The sequence below is a fragment of the Kytococcus sp. Marseille-QA3725 genome (assembly GCF_054950055.1).
The window spans coordinates 871,420-889,050 of sequence record NZ_JBUCLA010000001.1; the positions used below are offsets into that span (position 1 = coordinate 871,420).

The following is a 17,631-nucleotide window of genomic DNA, read 5'->3' on the forward strand; positions in this document are numbered from 1 at the left end:
ATGTCGGCACGCGTGGTCACGTGCCAGGAGGACCCATGAGTCGTTACCCCTTCACCGCCGTCGTCGGTGCCGACGACCTGTCGCTCGCGCTGGTGCTCAGCTGCATCGCCCCCGAGGTGGGCGGCGTGCTCGTGCGCGGCGAGAAGGGCACCGCGAAGTCCACGATCGTGCGCGGCCTGGTGGAGGTGCTGCCGCCGGTCGAGGTCATGGAGGGCTGCCGTTTCGCCTGCGCCCCGGACGCGCCCGCCGCCGACTGCCCCGACGGGCCGCACGACGACGCGGCCTCGACCGCGCGCCCCACCCGGCTGGTGGAGCTGCCCGTCGGCGCCGGGGAGGACCGGGTGGCCGGCGCGCTGGACCTGGCCGAGGCGCTGGGGCAGGGACGTGCGGCCTTCCACCCCGGGCTGCTGGCCCGGGCCCACCGCGGTCTGCTCTACGTGGACGAGGTGAACCTGCTGCACGACCACCTCGTGGACCTGCTGCTGGACGCCTCGGCGATGGGCGCGAACACCGTCGAGCGCGACGGGATCTCGCTGACGCACCCGGCGCGCTTCGTGCTCGTGGGCACGATGAACCCCGAGGAGGGCGAGCTCCGGCCGCAGCTGCTGGACCGCTTCGGTCTCTCGGTGGACGTGGCGGCCTCGCGCGAACCGGATGTGCGTGCCGAGGTGGTGCAGCGGCGGTTGGCGTTCGACGCCGACCCGGCCGGGTTCCGCGCCGAGTACGCCACCGCCCAGGCGGAACTCGCCGCACGGATCCGGGCGGCACGCGAGGCCCTCGGTGCGGTGAGGCTGGACGCCCGGACGCTGCGCACCATCGCCCGGGTGTGCGCCGGGTTCGACGTGGACGGCATGCGCGCCGACATCGTCATCGCCCGGGCCGCGGCGGCCCACGCCGTCTGGCAGGGGCGCACGACGGTGGAACGCGAGGACGTGCGGGCCGCCGCGCGGTTCGCGCTGGCCCACCGCCGGCGTCGCGGTCCGTTCGACCCGCCCGGACTGGACGAGGACCTGCTCGACCGGCTGCTCGACGAGGAGGACCCCGAGCCCCCGACGGACGGCCCCGACGGCGACGAGCCCGGCGACACGGCAGACGAGGGCGACACGTCGGACGAGGGCGCGGGCGGTGACGGGTCTGGCGCGCAGGAGGGCGACCGGCAGGGCGAGGCGCCCCGGCAGTCGCCCGACCCGGACGCGTCGTGGGCGCAGGAGCCCTCCGAGGGCCCGAACGCACGTGACGGGCAGGACGGCCCGCCCGGGGAGCAGCAGACCGAGCCGTCCGGGGAGGCACCGCCGGACGCGACCGGCCCCGCCCGCATCGGGCTGGCGGCCGCGGCGGCGCCCTACCGGACCCGACGCTTCGAGATCCGCGGCCTGGGGCACGGGGCGGCTGGGCGACGCAGCCAGGCCGAGACCACCCACGGGAGGCGCGTGGGCACCGACCCCACCGGAGCAGGCCCCGTGCACCTGCCGGCCACCGTCCGGGCCGCGGCCACCCGCGCCGCCACCACGCCCGCGACCGGGTCCACCACACCGGGAGCGCGCGCCGGTCGCCTGCGGGTGCTGCCGGGCGACCTGCGCCACGCGCGGCTGCGCGGCCGGGAGTCCAACCTCGTGCTCTTCGCCGTCGACGCCTCGGGCTCGATGGCCGCCCGTCAGCGGATGAGCGCGGTGAAGACCGCCGTGCTGAGCCTGCTGGTGGACGCCTACGAGCGTCGCGACAAGGTGGGGCTGGTGACCTTCGCCGGGCAGGACGCACGCCTGGTGCTGCCGCCCACCTCCTCGGTGGACCTGGCCGCCGCGCGCCTGGCCGAGGTGCCCCACGGCGGGCGCACCCCGCTGGCCGAGGGGATGACCACCACCGCCACCACGCTCCGGTCGGAGGCCGTGCGCGACCCGCGTCGTCGGGTGCTGGTGGTGCTCGTGACCGACGGTCGCGCCACCAGCGGGGAGAACGCCCTCGAGCGCGCCCGCGCCGTGGCCGACGCCTGGCAGTCCACCGCCACCGAGACGGTGGTGGTGGACTGCGAGTCCGGCCGCTTCCGCATGCACCTGGCCGCCGACCTCGCCGCGCGCATGGGGGCCACGCACGTTCCGCTGGAGACCGTCTCCGCCCACGGCCTGCTCGAGGCCGTGGCCACCCACCGACCCGCAGGGAGGGCCGCCTGATGCCGCAGGGACGCACCCCCGTCACACCGCGTGACGGCAAGACCACCGCCCAGCGCCGCCACCAGCCGGTGGTCGTGCTGAACCACGGCCAGGGCAAGGGCAAGTCGACCGCCGCCTTCGGGCTCGCGCTGCGGGCGTGGAACCAGGGCTGGCCCATCGGCGTCTTCCAGTTCGTGAAGTCGGCCAAGTGGAAGATCGGCGAGCAGCAGGCCCTCGAGGCCCTCGGTCGCCTGCACGACTCCACCGGCGAGGGCGGTCCCGTCGAGTGGCACAAGATGGGCTCGGGCTGGTCCTGGTCGCGCACCCGCGGCACCGAGGAGGACCACGCGGCCGACGCGCTGGAGGGCTGGCGCGAGATCCAGCGCCGCCTGGCCCACGAGCGCCACCGGCTGTACGTCCTCGACGAGTTCACCTACCCCATCAAGTGGGGATGGGTCGACGGTGAGGAGGTCGCCGCCACCCTCGCCGAGCGCCCCGGCACGCAGCACGTGGTGATCACCGGGCGCGACCCCCACCCGGCCCTGCTCGAGGTCGCCGACATCAGCACCGAGATGACCAAGGTCAAGCACCCCTTCGACTCCGGGCAGCGCGGGCAGCGCGGCATCGAGTGGTGAGGCCGCTCCCCCGCCTGGTCGTCGCCGCGCCCGCCTCGGGGCACGGCAAGACCACCCTGGCCACCGGGCTCATGGCGGCCCTGACCGCCCGCGGGCTCGCCGTGGCACCGGCCAAGGTCGGGCCGGACTTCGTCGACCCGCGTTTCCACGCCACGGCCACGGGACGCCCGGGCCGCAACCTCGACCCGTGGCTGCAGGAGCCCGACCGCGTCGACTCGGTGCTCGCGCGCTCGGCGACCGTGCCGGAGCCGGCCGACGTCGCGGTCGTCGAGGGCGTCCTGGGGCTGTTCGACGGGCGGCTCGGCACCGAGGGCTGGTCCTCCACCGCGCACGTCGCGCACCTGATCGGAGCCCCGGTGCTGCTGGTCGTGGACGTCTCGTCGGCCTCCCGGACGGTCGGGGCGGTCGTGCACGGCCTGGCCACCTACGACCCCGGTGTGCAGGTGGGCGGTGTCGTGCTCAACCGTGTCGGGTCCGCTCGCCACGCGGCGGAGGTGCGGCACGCCGTCGAGGCCACCGGGGTGCCCGTCCTCGGCGTCGTGCCACGCTCCGCGGAGCTCGCCGTGCCCAGCCGCCACCTGGGGCTCGTACCCGTCGAGCGGGACGACGGTGCCGCCACCGTGGCCCGGATGGGGCAGGTGGTGACCGACCACCTGGACCTGGACGCGGTGCTCGAGCTGGCGTACACGGCACCAGACCTGTCGGCGGACCCGTGGGAGCCGCCCCGGCGCGAGCCCGCGACAGCGGATGGCGAGATGGGCACCCCGGAGCGCCCCGTCGTGGCCGTCGCCGGCGGCCCGGCGTTCGGCTTCTGCTACCCGGAGACCCTGGAGCTGCTGCGGGCCCGGGGCCTCGACCCGGTGGAGTTCGACCCGCTGCGCGCGGACGCCCTGCCGGAGGGGGCCCGCGGACTGCTGCTGCCCGGCGGGTACCCGGAGGACCACGCCGCGGAGCTGGCCGCCCGGACTCCCCTGCTCGCCTCCCTGGCGGACGCCGTGCGCTCGGGGCTGCCCACCTGGGCCGAGGGCGGCGGCATGCACCTGCTTCTGGACGCGCTGGACGGCCACCGGATGAGCGGCGTCGTGCCCGACAGTGCGTGGATGGGTCGGCGCTCGGTGCTCGGCTACCGGGAGGCCACGGCCACCGCCGACACGCTGCTGTGCGCCGCGGGCACCACGGTGCGGGGCCACGAGATCCACCGGACCCGCCTGGAGCAGAGCGGATCACCCGCGGCCTGGCAGTGGGACGACGCCGCCGACGGGTTCTCGCTGGACGCTGCCGGAGAGGGTCACCCCACCCTGCACGGGTCGTTCCTGCACACCCACCCCGTCGGCCACCCGGAGCTCGGGTGCGCCTTCGCCGAGGCCGTCCACCGCGCGACCGCCGTCCCGGCCCCACCCACCGAGCACGCGCCCGACGGGATGGCCCCCGGCACGATGCGGTCAGCGGGCCCCGTTGAGGTCCCCGGCGCGGACCACCACGGGGACGCCGAACTCGCACCGGGGCTGGAGGACTTCGCGGTCAACGTCCGCGTACCGCAGCCGCCGGCGGAGCTGCTCACCGTGCTGCAGCACGCCCTGACCGGCGCCGCCGCCTACCCGGACCCCGCCGCAGCCCGGGAGGCCGTGGCCGCACGCCACGGCCTGCACCCCGCGTGCGTGCTGCCCACGAACGGCGCCGCCGAGGCCTTCACGTTGCTCGCCCGCGCGGTGGACTGTGCGGACCCGGTGACTGTGCACCCCCAGTTCGGTGAGCCCGACGAGGCGCTGCGCAGGGCGGGGCGCCCGGCCCGGGCTCTGGTGCTGGACACCGACCCGACCTCCCCCACGGCGGTGCTCGACGCGGACCGTCTCACCCGGGAGGGCCCGGCGGACCTGGTGGTCGTCGGCAACCCGACCAACCCCACCGGCCGCCTGCACCCTGCCGAGGACCTTCTGGCTCTGGCCTCCCCGGGCCGCGTGCTGCTGGTGGACGAGGCGTTCATGGACCTGGTGCCCGGCGAGCCCGAGTCGCTGCTGCACCGCCACCACCACGAGACCCTGCGCGGGGTCCTCGTCGTGCGCTCGCTGACCAAGACCTGGGGCGTCGCCGGTGTCCGCGCCGGGTACGTGGCCGGTGACCCCGAGCTCGTCGCGGCCCTCGCCGGCCAGCAGCCGCACTGGTCGGTGAACGGCCTCGCGCTGGCCACCCTCGAGCACGCCGCCACCCCGGCCGGGGCCGAGCGGACCGAGGCATGGGCCCACGAGGTCACCGCCCACCGGGAGCACCTCGTGACCGGCCTGCGGGCGCTCGGTCTGGACCCGCTGCCCTCTGTGGCGCCCTTCGTCACCGTCCGGGTGGGGCACGGCATCCACGCCGCCCTGCGCACGGCCGGGTTCGCCGTCCGCCGCTGCGACACCTTCCCGGGCCTCGACGGGTCCTGGATCCGCGTGGCCGTGCGCCCTCCCGAGACCACCGACCGCCTGCTCCGTGCCCTGGCCGCTGCCCTCTCACCCACCGGAGGTCCCCGATGACCCGCGTGCTCGTCCACGGCGACGGCCCTGCACTCCCCGGACTGCTGGCCCGTCTCACCGAGGAGGGGGCCCAGGTGCACGTGCCCGCGGACGGGCGCACCGCCCGGCTCGACGACCTCGTGGCCCGCGGCTGGGCCACCTACGCCACCGACCCCGACCCGTGGGCCTTCGACGTGGTCCACCGCGTGGGGCCGGCCCCTGCGTCGCCCGCCCCTGAGGCCGACACGGCAGAGCGCGGTGCCTCGTCGGAGCCCCGGGGACGAGTGCTGCTGGTCGGCGGCGGCCCCGGCGACCCCGGGCTCCTCACGCTCCGCGGACTGGAGGCGGTGCGCACCGCCGACGTCCTGGTCTGCGACCGCCTCGCCCCGCTCTCCGTGCTCGCCGAGGCCCGCCCGGACGCCGAGATCGTGCACGTCGGCAAGATCCCCCGCGGGGAGTCGACGCCGCAGGAGGCCATCGACGCGCTGCTGGTGGAGCGCGCCCTCGCGGGACGCACGGTGGTGCGCCTGAAGGGTGGCGACGGGTTCCTGTTCGGGCGCGGTGGCGAGGAGTGGCTCGCCTGCACCGCCGCCGGGGTCCCCGTCGAGGTCGTCCCCGGCATCAGCTCGGCGCTGGCGGCGCCGGCCCTGGCCGACGTCCCGGTGACCCACCGGGGCACCTCGCAGGGGGTGGCGGTCGTCTCCGGCCACGTCCCACCTGGCGATCCCCGCAGCCAGGTGGACTGGAGCGCCCTCGGCTCCAGCGGGCTGACCCTCGTCGTGCTCATGGGCCTGCAGAACCTGCCAGCCATCGGCTCCACGCTGCGCGGGGCCGGTCTCGCCCCGACCACCCCGGTCGCGATGGTGGCCAACGGCTCCACCCCGGCCCAGCGCACGGTGCGCGCGACCCTCGCGGACGCCGCCGAGCGGGCGGCCTCGGAGGGCCTGCACGCACCGGTCACGATCGTCATCGGGCAGGTCGTCGACGCACTGGTGGCGCCGTGAGCACCCCAGCGAGCGGGCTCCGGCTCGCGGTGGGGACCCTCACCCGCATCCCGGTCGGCGACGTCGGGAGCCCCACCCGGGCCGAGGGACGCTGGGCGATGCTGCTCGCCCCCCTCGCCGCGCTGCCGCTGGCCGCCGGTGCGGGCCTGCTGCTGGCCGTCGGCCGGGCGCTGGAGCTGCCCCCTCCCGTCAGCGGGCTGCTCGTGGTGGCCCTGCTCGCCTGGGCCACGCGCGGCATGCACCTGGACGGGCTGGCCGACACCGTCGACGGCCTGGGCGGTGGCTGGGACCGCGACCGGGCCCTGGCCATCATGCGCTCCGGCGACGTCGGCCCGATGGGGGTGGCCGCCGTGGTCCTCGTCCTCACCGTCCAGGGGGTGACCCTCGCGGCCAGCTCACCCTGGGCGGCCGCCGGGTGCGTCATCGCCTCCCGGGCAGCCTGCACGGTCCTGGCCCTCCGCGGCGTCCACCCGGCGCGCCCCGACGGGCTCGGTGCCCTGGTGGCCGGCACGGTCCCCGCGCCTGCCGCCCTGCTGGTTCTCGTCCTGTGTGGGCTGGTGCTGACCGGCACCCTGCTGGGTGCGGGGTGGGCGGGCTCGTCCGCCCTGCTCGCGGGCCCGGCCGCCGTGCTCGCGCTGGTGGTCACCTGCGCGGTGCTCCTGCGGGGCGCGCTGTCGGCGGTCGGCGGTGTCACCGGCGACCACTTCGGCGCGGCCGTCGAGCTCTCCCTGACCGCCCTGCTGGTGGTCCTCACCGCGGGAGCCTGGGCATGAGGACCCTCGTCACCGGCGGCATCCGCTCCGGCAAGTCCACGCGGGCCGAGGCGCTCCTCGCCGACCGGACCGCGACCTACCTGGCCACCGGTCCCACCCACGACGACCCGGCCTGGGCCGAGCGGCTGCGCCGGCACCGGGAACGGCGTCCGGCCATCTGGACCACCGTGGAGAGCACCGACGTCGCCGGGGTGCTGGCCGCTGCCGGCCAGCCGGTGCTCCTGGACGAGCTCGGCACCTGGGTCTCGGCCGTGCTCACCGAGTGCGGCGCGTGGGACCAGCCCGACGCCGCGTGGCGCCCCGCCTGGCAGGCACGCGTGGACGAACTCCTCGGGGCCGTCGGCTCCTTCGGTCAGGACCTCGTGGTCGTCACCGGCGAGGTCGGCTTCTCGCTGGTCTCCGAGTACCCCTCGGGCCGACTCTTCGTCGACGAGCTCGGGTGGCTGAACCAGGCGGTCGCCGCCCGCTGCGACCGGGTGGAGCTCGTCGTGGCCGGGTGTCCCCTCACGGTGAAGGAGCCCCGATGACCCGGCGCTCGTGGCCCGACCCCGTGGCCGTGGGCGTGCTGGCCGGCTACCTGCTGGACCGGGCCCTCGGGGACCCCCGACGGCACCACCCGGTGGCATGGTTCGGCACCTGGGCCGGGTGGGTGGAGCGGCGGCTGTACGCCCCCAGCCGGCGGAGGGGCGGTCTGCACCTGCTGCTCACCGCCGCCCCGTGCGTGGTGCTCGTCGCCGTGGCCGGTCGTGGGGGTCCGCTGCGGCGGGGCCTCGTGACGGCGACGGTCACTTGGGCGGCCCTGGGCGGCCGGTCCCTGGAGCGCGAGGCCCTGGCGGTGCACGGCCTGCTGGAGGCCGACGACCTCCCGGGCGCCCGGGAGCGCATCCGGTCCCTGGTCGGCCGGGACACCCGCGAGGCGGGGCGGGACGAGCTGGCGCGCGCCACCGTCGAGTCGCTGGCTGAGAACCAGTCGGACGCGGTGGCGGCCACCTTCGTGTGGGGCCTGCTCGCGGGTGCCCCCGGGGTGGTGCTGCACCGCTGCTGCAACACCCTCGACGCGATGGTGGGGCACCGCAGCCCGCGCTACGCCCGGTTCGGCACCCCCGCGGCCCGGTGCGACGACCTGCTCAACGCCCTGCCGGCCCGGGCCAGCGTGCTGGCCACCGCACTGCTGGCGGGACGGCGTGCCCCACGGGTCCTCGCCACGGTGCGCCGCGACGCCCCGGCCCACCCGAGTCCGAACGCCGGGCCGGTCGAGGCCGCGCTGGCCGAGCTGCTCGGACTGCGACTCGGGGGGACGACCACCTACGCCGGCGTCCGCGAGGATCGCGGCGTGCTGGGCAGCGGCCGCCCGCCGACACCCCGGGACGTCCCGCACGCCGTCCGGGCCACCCGTCGCATCGGGAGGCTGGTGCTCCTCACCGGAGTCAGCCTGCGTCTGGCCGCAACCTGGCGAGCACGTCCTCGACGCGGCTGAGCTCCTCCATCCCGGCCGGGGCCGGTGGCCGTGCACGCACCACGACCGGCACCCCCAGCCGGTGGGCCGCCTCCAGCTTCGCGCTGGTGTAGCTGCCGCCGGAGTCCTTGGTGACCAGCACGTCGATGCCGTGCTCCCGCATCAGGCGCTCCTCGGCGGCGACGTCGAAGGGCCCGCGGTCCAGTACCACCGTCCACCCCGTCGGGACCTCCCCGGCTGCCGGCGGCTCGACCACCCGCACGAGCACCTCCCGGTCGGCCCAGTGCCCGAAGTGGGCCAGCGTCTGCCGCCCGCTGGTCAGGAACGGCCGCTCCCCCAGTCCTGCTGCCACGTCGGCGGCCTCCTGCCAGTCGGCCACCCAGGACCAGTCCCCCGCCAGCGGGTGCCCACCCCAGCCCGGCCGGGCGAGGCGCACCACGGGCACCCCGGCCTCGGCGGCCGCGCGGACGGCGTTGGCGCGCACGCCGACGGCGAAGGGATGGGTCGCGTCGACCAGGTGGGTGTAGCCGCCGTCGCGCAGGGCCGCGGTGAGGCCCTCCACGCCGCCGAAACCACCGACGCGCACGTCGCCGACCGGCAGACGCGGACGTGACACCCGCCCGGCCAGGGAGGAGGTGACGTCCACCCCCTCGTCGACCAACCGGGCGGCGAGCTCCCGCGCCTCGGCGGTACCGCCCAGCAGCAGCACCCTCACGTCGATCCCTCCTCCCCGACCCGAACGGCTCGGCCCATGCGGACGGCCCCGCCCACCGGGGGTGGACGGGGCCGTCAGGCGTCACCGGGACGGGCCGGCTGGCCCGCCGACGGCGATCAGTTGCCCGTGAGCTTCTCGCGCAGCGCGGCCAGGGCCTCGTCGGAGGCCAGGGTGCCCTCGCCGATGCCACCGGTCTCGGCAGCCTGGTCCTCGGAGGGGCCACCGGAGCTGTACGAGGTGGCAGCGGCCGGGGCGGAAGCGGCCTCGGCGTCCTCCTGCGCAGCCTTCTCGATCTGCGCGCGGTGGGCCTCCCAGCGGGCGTGGGCCTCGGCGTACTCCTTCTCCCAGGCCTCGCGCTGGGCGTCGTAGCCCTCGAGCCACTCGTTGGTCTCCGGGTCGAAGCCCTCGGGGTACTTGTAGTTGCCCTGCTCGTCGTACTCGGCGGCCATGCCGTACAGCGTCGGGTCGAAGTCCTCGATCTCGGCGCCCACCTGGTTGGCCTGCTTCAGCGAGAGGCTGATGCGGCGACGCTCCAGGTCGATGTCGATGACGCGGACGAAGACCTCCTGGCCCACCTGCACGGCCTGCTCCGGCAGCTCCACGTGGCGCTCGGCCAGCTCGGAGATGTGGACCAGACCCTCGATGCCGTCCTCGACGCGCACGAACGCACCGAAGGGCACCAGCTTGGTGACCTTGCCCGGCACGATCTGGCCGATGGCGTGGGTGCGGGCGAACAGCTGCCAAGGGTCCTCCTGGGTCGCCTTCAGCGACAGGGAGACGCGCTCACGGTCCATGTCGACGTCCAGGACCTCGACGGTGACCTCCTGGCCCACCTCGACGACCTCACCCGGGTGGTCGATGTGCTTCCAGGACAGCTCGGAGACGTGCACCAGACCGTCGACGCCACCCAGGTCCACGAAGGCACCGAAGTTGACGATCGAGGAGACCACACCCGGGCGGACCTGGCCGCGCTGCAGCTCCTTGAGGAAGGAGGTGCGCACCTCGGACTGGGTCTGCTCCAGCCAGGCGCGACGCGACAGGACCACGTTGTTGCGGTTCTTGTCGAGCTCGATGATCTTGGCCTCGATCTCCTGGCCCACGTAGGGCTGGAGGTCGCGGACGCGACGCATCTCCACCAGCGAGGCGGGCAGGAAGCCGCGCAGGCCGATGTCGACGATGAGGCCGCCCTTGACGACCTCGATGACGGAACCGGTGACGACGCCGTCGTCCTCCTTGATCTGCTCGATCGTGCCCCAGGCGCGCTCGTACTGGGCGCGCTTCTTGGACAGGATCAGGCGACCCTCCTTGTCCTCCTTCTGGAGGACCAGGGCCTCGACGGTGTCGCCGACCTCGACGACCTCGTCGGGGTCGATGTCGTGCTTGATCGACAGCTCGCGCGAGGGGATGACACCCTCGGTCTTGTAGCCGATGTCGAGCAGCACCTCGTCGCGGTCGACCTTGACGATCTGGCCCTCGACGATGTCGCCATCGTCGAAGTTCTTCATCGTCGCGTCGATGGCGGCGAGCAGCTCCTCCTGCGAAGCGAAGTCGGCGGCAGGAGCAGCGGTGGGGGTGGAAGTCATGTAGTAGGAACTCCGATGGACAGTTGGGATGGGGCGCCCGGGTCCTCGCCCCCCGCTGCCGGGGGTGTCGCGGACCGTTGCTCGGGAGCCCGGATGGACGGTTTTCAGTGCGATGCTTCGACGAAGTCTCGTGGTGCTCGGGGAGGCTCCGCGTCCGCTCCCCCACAGGTGCACGCCCGACCGAGCGGATGGATCCGACCGGAAGCGCGTGCGTGTGCACGGGATGGACCCGGCGATCCTACCTGCAAGGGTCCGGTTCCCCCAAACCCGAGCCTGCGGCAGGATGCAGTCATGACGCCACTCCCCCCGGACATCGAGATCGCCCGCACCGCCGACCTGCGTCCCCTGGACGAGCTCGGCTCCGAGATGGGCCTGCAGGCCGACCTGCTGGAGCCCTACGGCCGGCACGTCGCCAAGGTGGACACCGCCGCGGCCGAGCGGCTGGCCGACCGTCCGCAGGCGAAGTACGTCGTCGTGACCGCGGTCACGCCCACCCCCTTCGGCGAGGGCAAGACGACCACGGCCGTGGGCCTGGCCCAGGGGCTCGCCCGGGAGGGCCACTCCCCCGTGCTGGCGCTGCGGCAGCCGTCGCTGGGCCCGGTCTTCGGCATCAAGGGCGGTGCCGCCGGCGGCGGCTACTCCCAGGTGGTGCCGATGGAGACCCTCAACCTGCACCTGACCGGTGACTTCCACGCGGTCACGGCCGCGCACGACCTGCTGGCCGCGATGGTCTCCAACCACCTGCACCACGGTAACGAGCTCGGCCTGCACAAGGTCGAGTGGCGCCGGGTGATGGACGTCAACGACCGCTCGCTGCGGGCCATCATCGAGGGCAACGGCGGCCCGGCCGACGGCGTGACGCGCCAGTCAGGCTTCGACATCACCGCCGCCAGCGAGGTCATGGTGATCCTGGCCCTGGCCACCTCGCTGGAGGACCTGCGCGCCCGACTGGGCCGCATCGTCGTCGGGTGGACCCGCGGCGGCGAGGCGGTCACCGCCGAGGACCTCAAGGCCGCCGGCGCGATGGCCGTGCTGCTCAAGGACGCGATCAAGCCGAACCTCATGCAGACCCTCGAGGGCACGCCGGCGCTCGTCCACACCGGCCCGTTCGGCAACATCGCCACCGGCAACTCGTCGGTCATCGCGGACCGCGTGGGCGCCCGCACCGGTGACTACCTGGTGACCGAGGCCGGCTTCGCCGCCGACATGGGCGCCGAACGCTTCTTCAACGTGAAGTGCCGCTCGGCGGGCCTCTCCCCCGACGCCGCCGTGCTGGTGGTGACCGTGCGCGCGCTCAAGGCGCACTCCGACCGCTTCCAGGTGAAGGTCGGCAAGGAACTGCCGCCGGAGATGCTCGCCGAGGGGCCCGCCGACGTCGAGGCCGGCACGGACAACCTGCGCAAGCACATCGAGATCATCCGCTCCTTCGGCGTGCAGCCGGTGGTGGCGATCAACGCCTTCCCCACCGACCACCCCAGCGAGCACGACGTCATCCGTCGCGTCGCCGAGGAGTCCGGCGCCCGGGTGGCCGTCTCCACCCACGTCGCCGAGGGCGGCGAGGGCGCGCGCGAGCTTGCCCGCACCGTCGTGGAGGCCTGCGAGGACGAGGCACGCTTCACGCCCACCTACGAGCTCTCCGACCCGCTGGTGACCAAGATCGAGAAGATCGCCACCGGCGTCTACGGGGCGGACGGCGTCGAGATCGCCCCGGCCGCCGCGAAGGCGCTGGCCCAGTACACCGAGCGCGGCTACGGCGAGCTACCGGTGCTCATCGCCAAGACCCAGATGTCGCTGAGCCACGACCCGAAGCTCAAGGGAGCACCGACCGGATGGACCCTGCCGATCCGCGAGGTGCGCCTCGCGGCCGGTGCCGGCTACGTCTACGCGCTGGCCGGCTCGATCATGACGATGCCGGGCCTGCCGAAGCACCCGGCGGCCGAGCGGATCGACCTCGACGCCGACGGGACCGTGGTCGGGCTGTTCTGACCGGTCCCGCTCCCCGCACGCCGTCGCCCGTCAGTGGGCGGCGGCGTGCCACGTCCGCCCGGTGCCGATGCTGACCTCCAGGGGCACGTCGAGCTCCATGGCCGAGCCCATCTCCTCGCGGACCAGGGCCTCGACGGCCTCCTGCTCACCGGCCGCGAGCTCGAGCACGAGCTCGTCGTGCACCTGCAGCAGCACCCGGGAGCGCATCCTGTCGGCGGCCAGCCGGTCCTCGACGGCCAGCATGGCCACCTTCATGACGTCCGCCGCCGACCCCTGGATGGGTGCGTTCAGCGCCATCCGCTCGGCCATCTCGCGACGCTGCCGGTTGGTGCTCGTCAGGTCGGGCAACGGCCGGCGGCGGCCCAGCATCGTCTGCGTGTACCCGGTCCGGCGCGCCTCGTCGACGACCTCGCGGAGGTAGTCGCGCACCCCGCCGAAGCGGGCGAAGTACTCGTCCATGAGCGCCGACGCCTCCCCGGTGGAGATGCCGAGCTGCTTGCTCAGGCCGAAGGCGGACAGGCCGTAGGCGAGGCCGTAGGACATCGCCTTGACCTTGGCGCGCATCTCCGCGGTGACCTCCGAGGGCTCCACCTGGAAGACCTGGGCGCCCACGTAGTTGTGGAGGTCCTCCCCCGAGCGGTAGGCCTCGATGAGCCCCTCGTCGCCGGACAGGTGCGCCATGATGCGCATCTCGATCTGGCTGTAGTCGGCACTCATGAGCTGCTCGTAGCCCTCGCCGACGACGAACACCTCACGGATCCGGCGCCCGGCCTCGGTGCGGATCGGGATGTTCTGCAGGTTCGGGTCCACGCTGCTCAGCCGACCGGTCGCGGCGATCGTCTGCTGGTAGGTGGTGTGGATGCGGCCGTCCTCGTCGACGGCCTTCTGCAGGCCCTGGACGGTCGAGCGCAGCCGTGTGACGTCGCGGTGGCGCAGCAGACCGGCCAGGAAGGCCTCGGCGGCCGAGCCCTCCTCGGCCCGGGCGCTCAGCCAGACCAGGGCGTCGGCGTCCGTGGTGTAGCCGGTCTTGGTCTTCTTCGTCTTCGGCATACCGAGCCGCTCGAAGAGCACCTCCTGGAGCTGCTTCGGGGAGCCGAGGTTCACCGAGTCGTCGTCGATGGCCGCGTGCGCGTCCGCCTTGGCCTGCTCCACCTGCTCGCCGAACTCCTGCTCCAGCGCGTCGAGCCGCTCGTCGTCCACCGCGATGCCGGTCGCCTCCATGGCCACCAGCCGGCGGGCCAGCGGGATCTCGACCTCCTGCGCCAGCGAGGTCGCCTCGATCGCGGTGACCTCCTGCTCCAGGACGGGGGCGAGCTCCCGCACGGCCGTCGCCCGCACCGCCGCCGAGCGGGCGGCGGTGGTGATGCCGTCGCCGGGTTCATCAATCTCGCTCGCGTGGAAGAGGGCCTCCCCGGCGTCGTCCTCCTCCACCGGCGGGAGCTCCCGGTGCAGGTGCCTCAGGCACAGGTCGGCCAGGTCGTAGGAGCGCTGGTCCGGGCGCACCAGGTAGGCGTCCAGGGCGGTGTCGGTGGCGACCCCGTCGAGCTGCAGCCCGATCTCCCGGGCGCCGTGCATGATCCGCTTGACGTCGTGGACGGCCAGCCGGTCGGTGCCGGCGGTCAGCAGGTCGGCCAGTGCCTGCTCGTCCTGCGGGGTGCGGGTGGCGAGGTCGAACCAGCCAGTGGCCCCCTCGGCCGCCAGCGCGACACCGGTCGGCTCGGTGCGGTGCCGCCCCGCGACGGTGCTGGCCGGTGGGAAGACCATCTCCAGGCCGAGCAGGCCCGTCCCCTGCTCCTCGAGCCAGTTGGCCAGTCCCCCGGCGGGGACGGCCACCAGGTCCAGCTCGAGGGAGTCCGCGGTCTCTGCCCCCTCCTGCCCGAGGTACTCGAACATCCGGTCGCGCAGTACCCGGAACTCCAGCGCGTCGAAGACCTCGTGCACCTTCTCGCGGTCGAAGGTCTCCCAGGCCGCGTCGGCCGGCGCGATCGGCAGCTCGACGTCGGTCACGAGCCGGTTGAGGCGGCGGTTGCGCAGCACCTGGTCCAGGTGGTCCCGGAAGCTCTGCCCCGCCTTGCCCTTGATCTCCGCCGCGTGGTCGACCACTCCACCGAGATCGCCGTGGAGACCGATCCACTTGGCCGCCGTCTTCGGCCCGACGCCCGGGACACCCGGCAGGTTGTCGGCCGACTCCCCGACCAAGGCGGCCAGGTCCGGGTAGCGCTCGGGCGGGATGCCGTACTTCTCCTCCACCGCCTCGGGGGTCATGCGCACCAGGTCGGAGACGCCCTTGCGCGGGTAGAGCACGGTCACCTCGGGGGTGATGAGCTGCAACGCGTCCCGGTCCCCGGAGCAGATGAGCACCTCCATGCCCTCCTGCCGTCCCTGCGTGGTGAGCGTGGCGATGATGTCGTCGGCCTCGAAGCCCTCCTTGCTCACGTGGGCCACACCCATCGCGTCGAGGACCTCCTGCACGAGCGAGACCTGCCCGGAGAACTCGTCCGGCGTCTTGGCGCGCCCGGCCTTGTACTCGGCGTACTCCTCGGTGCGGAAGGTCTGCCGGGACAGGTCGAAGGCCACCGCGACGTGGGTGGGCTGCTCGTCGCGCAGCACGTTGATGAGCATGGAGGTGAAGCCGTACACGGCGTTCGTGTGCTGCCCCGTGGCCGTGGAGAAGTTCTCCGCGGGCAGCGCGAAGAAGGCGCGGTAGGCGAGCGAGTGTCCGTCGAGCAGCAGCAGGCGATTCACGCATGGCAGCCTAAGCCTCCACACCGACAGCCGACCAAGGAGCACGACCGTGGGCACCACCGACGAGAACCCGACCACCCCCGCCGAGGAGCTCGCGCGCGTCTTCTCCGCCGGCCCCGGAGCCCTCTCGGAGCGGATGGGCATCGAGATCACCCACGCGGAGCCGGAGCGGGTGGCGGCGAGCATGCCGGTGGAGGGCAACACCCAGCCCTACGGAATCCTCCACGGCGGGGCGAGCGTCGTGCTGGCCGAGACGGTCGGCTCGATCGCGGCGGCGCTGCACGCGGGCCCGGACCGCGCCGCAGTGGGCGTCGAGGTCAACGCGACCCACCACCGCTCCGCGCCCTCCGGGTCGGTCCACGCGGTCGCCACACCGCTGCACCGCGGCCGCACGATGGCCAGCTACGAGATCGCGATCACCGACGACGCGGGCCGCCGCATCTGCACCTCACGCCTGACCTGCGCCCTGCTCGACCGGCCGAGGGGCCAGCGCGACTGAGCGAGGACCGGACGTCCCCGGGAGGCAAGGGTGCCGGGAGCGGGACTCGAACCCGCACGCCCTCTCGGGCAGAGCATTTTGAGTGCTCCGTGTCTGCCGTTCCACCACCCCGGCGGGCAGCGCGGGTCAGTGTAGCCCTCAGGCCCCCGGCTCGGTGAGCACGTGCACCCGCATGGTGTTGACGCTCCCCGGCACCCCGATGGGCGTCCCGGCCACCACCACGACCCGATCCCCCGGGGCGTACTGCTCGTCCCCGGACAGTGCGTCGTTCACCTGCCGGAACATCTCCTCGATGGTGTCGACCTGCGGCACGAGCACGGTGCGGATGCCCCAGGTCAGGGCCAGCCGCCGGCGGATCGCAGGGTCGGGGGTGAAGGCGAGCACCGGCTCGGTGACGCGGGTGCGCGCCAACCGGCGTGCGGAGGAGCCCGTGCTCGTGAACGCCACGTAGGCGACCGCCCCGACGTCGTGCCCGACCTCGACCGCGGCAGCGGTGACCGCCCCGGTGACCGTGTGCGGCAGGTTGGTCAGCCGGCGGATGTGGTGCAGCCCGTGCTCCTCGGTGGAGGCGATGATCCGCGTCATCACCTCCACGCACTCGACCGGGTACTCCCCGACCGAGGTCTCCCCGGAGAGCATCACCGCGTCGGCACCGTCGAGCACGGCGTTCGCGCAGTCGGAGGCCTCCGCGCGGGTGGGGCGCGGGTTGGTCATCATCGACTCCAGCACCTGGGTGGCGACGATGACCGGCTTGGCCCGACGGCGCGCGAGCTCGACCATGCGCTTCTGCGCGACCGGCACGTCCTCCAGGGGCATCTCCACCCCAAGGTCGCCGCGGGCCACCATGATCCCGTCGAAGGCCTCGACGATCTCCTCGAGGTGATCCAGGGCCTGCGGCTTCTCGACCTTGGCGATCACCGGGATGCGCCGGCCGAACTCGTCCATCACCGCGTGCACGGCCACCACGTCGCGGGCCGAGCGCACGAACGAGAGCGCGACGAAGTCGACCTCCTGCTGCATGGCCCAGCGCAGGTCCTCGGCGTCCTTGTCGCTGAGGGCGGGGACGCTCACGGCCACACCGGGCAGGTTGATGCCCTTGTGGTCGCTCAGCGGCCCCCCGACCTCGACCGTGGTGACGACGTCGGTGTCGGACACCTCGGTGGCGCGCAGCTGGATGCTGCCGTCGGCCAGCAGCAGGGTGTCGCCGACGCTGACATCACCCGCCAGCCCCGGGTAGGTCGTGCCCACGACCGTGGCATCGCCCTCCACGTCCCGCGTGGTGATGGTGAAGGTGTCCCCCGCCGTGAGCTCGACGGGGCCGTCGGCGAAGGTGCCGGTGCGGATCTTGGGGCCCTGCAGGTCCACCAGGATCGCCAGGGCGTGGTCGCCCTCCTCCCCCAGTGCGCGCAGGGTGCGGACCCAGCCCTCCATCTCCGACCGGGTGCCGTGGGACATGTTGAGTCGGGCGACGTCCATGCCGGCGCCCACGAGCCGACGCAGGACGGGCTCCCCGAAGGAGGCGGGGCCGAGGGTGCAGACGATCTTGGCACGGCGCATGGCTGGGCCTTTCCGGTGCGCGTCCACGGCCGGCCGACA

General features: G+C 74.1%; 13 protein-coding genes and 1 tRNA gene. 9 read left to right on the top strand and 5 right to left on the bottom strand.

Annotation, left to right across the window (positions count from 1 at the left end; genetic code table 11):
* Positions 1-35: 35 nt before the first annotated feature.
* Genes ACY8FT_RS03985 through ACY8FT_RS04015 form a run of 7 tightly spaced genes read left to right on the top strand, consistent with a single transcriptional unit; the run spans position 36 to position 8,528 of the window.
* The gene (locus ACY8FT_RS03985; protein WP_462417639.1) at positions 36-2,168 is read left to right on the top strand and encodes a VWA domain-containing protein; all 2,133 of its coding nucleotides are present in this window, start codon (positions 36-38) and stop codon (positions 2,166-2,168) included.
* Positions 2,168-2,782, top strand: a complete 615-nt coding sequence (cobO, locus tag ACY8FT_RS03990; RefSeq protein WP_462417640.1) for a cob(I)yrinic acid a,c-diamide adenosyltransferase — start codon at positions 2,168-2,170, stop codon at positions 2,780-2,782. Before ACY8FT_RS03985 ends, cobO begins: the two co-directional genes overlap by 1 nt.
* The gene (locus tag ACY8FT_RS03995; protein WP_462417641.1) at positions 2,779-5,295 is read left to right on the top strand and encodes a cobyrinate a,c-diamide synthase; all 2,517 of its coding nucleotides are present in this window, start codon (positions 2,779-2,781) and stop codon (positions 5,293-5,295) included. The genes cobO and ACY8FT_RS03995 overlap by 4 nt, the downstream gene beginning before the upstream one ends.
* Positions 5,292-6,278: a uroporphyrinogen-III C-methyltransferase gene (gene cobA, locus ACY8FT_RS04000; protein WP_462417642.1), complete on the top strand. Its 987-nt coding sequence runs from the start codon at positions 5,292-5,294 to the stop codon at positions 6,276-6,278. Before ACY8FT_RS03995 ends, cobA begins: the two co-directional genes overlap by 4 nt.
* Positions 6,275-7,051 (top strand): adenosylcobinamide-GDP ribazoletransferase, encoded by a 777-nt coding sequence (locus ACY8FT_RS04005; RefSeq protein WP_462417643.1) that lies wholly within the window; start codon positions 6,275-6,277, stop codon positions 7,049-7,051. Before cobA ends, ACY8FT_RS04005 begins: the two co-directional genes overlap by 4 nt.
* Positions 7,048-7,578 carry a bifunctional adenosylcobinamide kinase/adenosylcobinamide-phosphate guanylyltransferase gene (locus ACY8FT_RS04010; RefSeq protein ID WP_462417644.1) on the top strand — a complete coding sequence of 177 codons (531 nt, stop codon included), beginning with the start codon at positions 7,048-7,050 and terminating at the stop codon, positions 7,576-7,578. Before ACY8FT_RS04005 ends, ACY8FT_RS04010 begins: the two co-directional genes overlap by 4 nt.
* Positions 7,575-8,528, top strand: coding sequence for a cobalamin biosynthesis protein CobD/CbiB (locus tag ACY8FT_RS04015; RefSeq protein WP_462417645.1), 954 nt, complete (start codon positions 7,575-7,577; stop codon positions 8,526-8,528). Before ACY8FT_RS04010 ends, ACY8FT_RS04015 begins: the two co-directional genes overlap by 4 nt.
* Here the strand turns inward: ACY8FT_RS04015 and ACY8FT_RS04020 are convergent.
* Entirely contained in the window at positions 8,479-9,222 is a 744-nt protein-coding gene (locus ACY8FT_RS04020; RefSeq protein WP_462417646.1) for a cobalt-precorrin-6A reductase, read from the bottom strand. The two genes, ACY8FT_RS04015 and ACY8FT_RS04020, sit on opposite strands and share 50 nt — an antisense overlap.
* A gap of 116 nt (positions 9,223-9,338) precedes the next feature.
* Positions 9,339-10,805, bottom strand: coding sequence for a 30S ribosomal protein S1 (gene rpsA / locus ACY8FT_RS04025; protein ID WP_462417647.1), 1,467 nt, complete (start codon positions 10,803-10,805; stop codon positions 9,339-9,341).
* 291 nt (positions 10,806-11,096) lie between these two features.
* Between rpsA and ACY8FT_RS04030 the strand changes: the two genes are divergently transcribed.
* Positions 11,097-12,791, top strand: coding sequence for a formate--tetrahydrofolate ligase (locus ACY8FT_RS04030; protein ID WP_462417648.1), 1,695 nt, complete (start codon positions 11,097-11,099; stop codon positions 12,789-12,791).
* A gap of 30 nt (positions 12,792-12,821) precedes the next feature.
* Here the strand turns inward: ACY8FT_RS04030 and polA are convergent, their stop codons facing one another.
* On the bottom strand, positions 12,822-15,536 hold the full coding sequence (gene polA / locus ACY8FT_RS04035) for a DNA polymerase I (RefSeq protein ID WP_462417649.1): 2,715 nt from the start codon (positions 15,534-15,536) through the stop codon (positions 12,822-12,824).
* 136 nt (positions 15,537-15,672) lie between these two features.
* Here polA and ACY8FT_RS04040 point away from each other — a divergent pair, with 136 nt between their 5' ends.
* Positions 15,673-16,035 (top strand): PaaI family thioesterase, encoded by a 363-nt coding sequence (locus tag ACY8FT_RS04040; RefSeq protein ID WP_462418392.1) that lies wholly within the window; start codon positions 15,673-15,675, stop codon positions 16,033-16,035.
* Between the two features lie 31 nt (positions 16,036-16,066).
* On the opposite strand, the gene ACY8FT_RS04045 is transcribed toward ACY8FT_RS04040, so the two are convergent.
* Positions 16,067-16,149: transfer RNA gene (locus ACY8FT_RS04045), tRNA-Leu, on the bottom strand.
* Positions 16,150-16,173: 24 nt separating this feature from the next.
* Positions 16,174-17,592, bottom strand: coding sequence for a pyruvate kinase (gene pyk / locus ACY8FT_RS04050; RefSeq protein ID WP_462417650.1), 1,419 nt, complete (start codon positions 17,590-17,592; stop codon positions 16,174-16,176).
* Between the last annotated feature and the right edge of the window lie 39 nt (positions 17,593-17,631).